Annotated in this window: 3 protein-coding genes; all 3 read left to right on the top strand. The window is 57.7% G+C overall.

Annotated elements, in window-relative coordinates; translation table 11 throughout:
* Positions 1-165: 165 nt before the first annotated feature.
* The gene (locus tag ACIQ47_RS15420) at positions 166-444 is read left to right on the top strand and encodes a type II toxin-antitoxin system RelE/ParE family toxin (RefSeq protein ID WP_396438929.1); all 279 of its coding nucleotides are present in this window, start codon (positions 166-168) and stop codon (positions 442-444) included.
* A 7-nt stretch (positions 445-451) separates the two neighbouring features.
* Positions 452-727 carry a HigA family addiction module antitoxin gene (locus tag ACIQ47_RS15425; RefSeq protein WP_296293721.1) on the top strand — a complete coding sequence of 92 codons (276 nt, stop codon included), beginning with the start codon at positions 452-454 and terminating at the stop codon, positions 725-727.
* Positions 728-847: 120 nt separating this feature from the next.
* A partial coding sequence (locus tag ACIQ47_RS15430) for a DNA methyltransferase (protein ID WP_396438930.1) occupies positions 848-3,486 on the top strand: 2,639 nt, incomplete at its 3' end.

The raw sequence follows: 3,486 nt of genomic DNA on the forward strand, positions 1-3,486 counted from the left end.
CTGAAGTCTGACATGATTGGCGCGATTATAAACAATCGCGCCAGTTTGGCAAGTTGGTTCAGCAAGCCACCCTTGATCTGTACATCAACAAACTTGATAACGTGACGGATGCGGTTTATTGATCAAGTTGTAGCGCAAGGCGCTACACACTACAATGCACGACTAATGATCAAGACATTTCGTCACAAGGGCCTGCAGCGCTTTTTCGAGACCGGCAGCAAGGCGGGCATTCAGGCTGCGCACTCTGCAAGGTTACGTCTTCAGTTGGCGGCTCTTGATCAAGCGGTCAAGCCCGAAGACCTCTCGGCGCCAGCATGGGGATTGCACCCCCTCAAGGGCGACTTGAAAGGTCATTGGGCCATCACCGTCAATGGCAACTGGCGCATGGTGTTCATGTTCGATGGAACGGACGCTGTGCTTGTGGACTACCTCGACTATCACTAAGGCCGTCATGACTCGCATGCACAACCCCCCGCACCCAGGGGAAGTCCTTCGGGAATATCTGGGCAATATCACCATCACCGAGGCCGCCGTCAAGCTGGGCGTCAACCGAGTCACGCTCTCGCGCGTGGTGTCTGGCGCATCCGGAGTCTCTGCCGACATGGCTTATCGCCTTGCGCAAGCCTTCGGCACCAGTGCCGAAATGTGGGCAGGCATGCAGATGCAACACGACCTTTATCAAGCGGGCAAGGTCAAGCGCCCCAAGATTGAGCGCTTGGCCGCTTGATCCGCAAGAATCCCCGGCCCTCAGGCCGGGAAATGAGCATGCCGTCACTTCCATAGCGCTACCACCTATAAAAATAAAAAAACTTTCAGTTACGATCCAATCTCACTTTGTGAGTACCAAATGGGTCTTAACTGGAACGAAATCAAATCCAGGGCATTGCTTTTCAGCAAAACCTGGGCCGATGCCTGCAACGAAGACAGCCATGCCAAGCCCTTTTGGATCGACTTCTTTGAAATCTTTGGCATCACCAACAAACGCGTTGCCACCTTCGAGCTGAACGTCAAAAAGCTCGGCGGTGCGCAGGGCTTTGTGGACCTGTTCTGGCCCGGCGTGCTGTTGGTGGAGCACAAGTCACGCGGCAAAAGCCTTGACGACGCGCTGGACCAGGCCATTGGCTACCTGCACAACCTGCCCGAACGCGACCTGCCCCAGCTGGTGGTGGTCTGCGACTTTGCCCGCTTTCGGGTGTGCCGCCTGGCCTCAGGCAAGACCCACGAGACGGTGGAGTTTGAACTCCAGCACCTGCACAAACACGTCAAGCTCTTTGGCCTGCTGGCAGGCTACAAGGTGCAAGACATCCAGGCTGAAGACCCGGTCAACATCAAAGCGGCTGAGCGCATGGGCCGCCTGCACGACGCCCTGAAAGCCAGCGGCTACAGCGGCCACGCGCTGGAGGTGCTGCTGGTGCGCCTGCTGTTTTGCCTGTTTGCCGACGACACCGGCATCTTTCAGCCCGCGCAATCGTTTCGCGACTTTGTCGAAGAACGCACCGCGCCCGATGGCTCAGACCTGGGGCCGCGCCTGGGGCAACTGTTTCAGGTGCTCAACACGCACGAGGGCCAGCGCAGCAAAAACATCGACGAGCAACTGGGCCAGTTTGCGTACATCAACGGCAAACTGTTTGAAGAAACCCTGCCCATGGCCGACTTCAGCACCGCCATGCGCGAAGCCCTGCTGGACGCCTGTGCGCTCGACTGGTCGGCCATCAGCCCCGCCATCTTTGGCAGCCTGTTCCAAAGCATCATGGACGACAAGGCCCGCCGCAACCTGGGGGCGCACTACACGTCTGAGGCCAACATCCTCAAGCTCATCAAGCCGCTGTTCTTGGACGAACTGCACGCCGAGTTTGAACGGGTGAAGGGCCACCGCAACAAGCTGTTTGAGTTTCACAAAAAGCTGCGGCAACTGACGTTTTTTGACCCCGCCTGCGGGTGCGGCAACTTCTTGGTGATCAGCTACCGCGAACTGCGCGAGCTGGAGCTGAAAGTGCTGCGGGCCGACCACGAACTGAGCGCCCACAAAGGCCAGCTGACGGTGGACGTCCATGCGCTGATTGGCGTGAACGTGGACCAGTTTTACGGCATAGAGATCGAAGAGTTTCCGGCGCAAATTGCGCAAGTGGCCCTGTGGCTGGTGGACCACCAAATGAACCTGCGCGTGAGCGTGGAGTTTGGCCTGTACTTTGCGCGCATCCCACTCAAAAGCACACCCGGCATCCGCCACGCCAACGCGCTGCGGCTGGACTGGAACGAGGTGCTGCCTGCGGAGCGGTGCACTTACTTGCTGGGCAATCCGCCGTTCTTGGGCAAGACCTACCAAAGCAAAGAACAAAAATCCGACCTGGCTGCCGTGATGCAAGGGATTCATGGCGCGGGGGATCTGGACTTTGTGTGCGGCTGGTATGTACTGGCCGCGCAGTACATGCAGAGCACCACAGACACGCAAGCCGCTTTTGTGTCGACCAACAGCATCACCCAAGGTGAACAAGTGGCCGTGCTCTGGGGTGAGATGCAGCGCCTGGGCATGCGCATCCACTTTGCACACCGCACATTCCAATGGACCAACGAGGCCAGCGGCAAAGCCGCTGTGCATTGCGTGATCGTGGGCTTTGGCCCCGAGGATCATGCGGTCAAAACCATCTACGAATACGAAGACATCAAAGGCCTGCCGCATGCGGTGCCCGTTAAGCGCATCAATGCGTATTTAGTGGATGCACCAGATGTGTTGCTGAACAAGCGCCGCACACCCATTTGCCAAGTGACCGAGATGACCAATGGCAGCAAACCCACAGATGGTGGGCATTTGCTGCTGGACGATGCCGAAAAAGAAAGCCTGATCAAGGCGGAACCAAAAGCCGCGCAATGGATTCGCCCGTTCATGGGCGCAGAAGAATTCATCAATAAAACAGCACGTTGGTGCCTGTGGTTGGTGGACTGCCCACCCAAAGAACTGCGGCTGATGCCAGAAGTCATGAAGCGCGTTCAAGCCGTGAAGGACATGCGCTTGGCCAGCACCAAAGCCGCGACTGTTGAGATGGCGGCAAGCCCTGCACTTTTCGGTGAACTGCGCCAACCAAAGACAAACTACTTGCTGATCCCCAGCGTGTCATCCGAGCGCCGCAAATATGTGCCCATCGGTTACATCGATCACCAAGTGATCGTGAGCAATCTGGTGTACGCCCTCCCAGATGCAACGCTGTTTCACTTCGGCGTCATGACCAGCGCCATGCACAACGCCTTCATGCGCTTCACCTGCGGGCGGCTAAAAAGTGATTTCCGCTACTCCAACACCATCGTCTACAACAACTACCCCTGGCCCGGCTTCGCTGGTGAGGCACTCAGCGACAAACACCGCAACGCCATCGAACAAGCCGCGCAATGCGTGCTCGACGCCCGCGCCCAATTTGCAGACGCCTCACTGGCCGACCTTTACGACCCACTGACCATGCCCCCGGCCCTGCTCAAGGCCCACCAAAAACT

It is taken from the genome of Limnohabitans sp., assembly GCF_044373035.1.
Lineage (GTDB): Bacteria > Pseudomonadota > Gammaproteobacteria > Burkholderiales > Burkholderiaceae_C > Limnohabitans_A.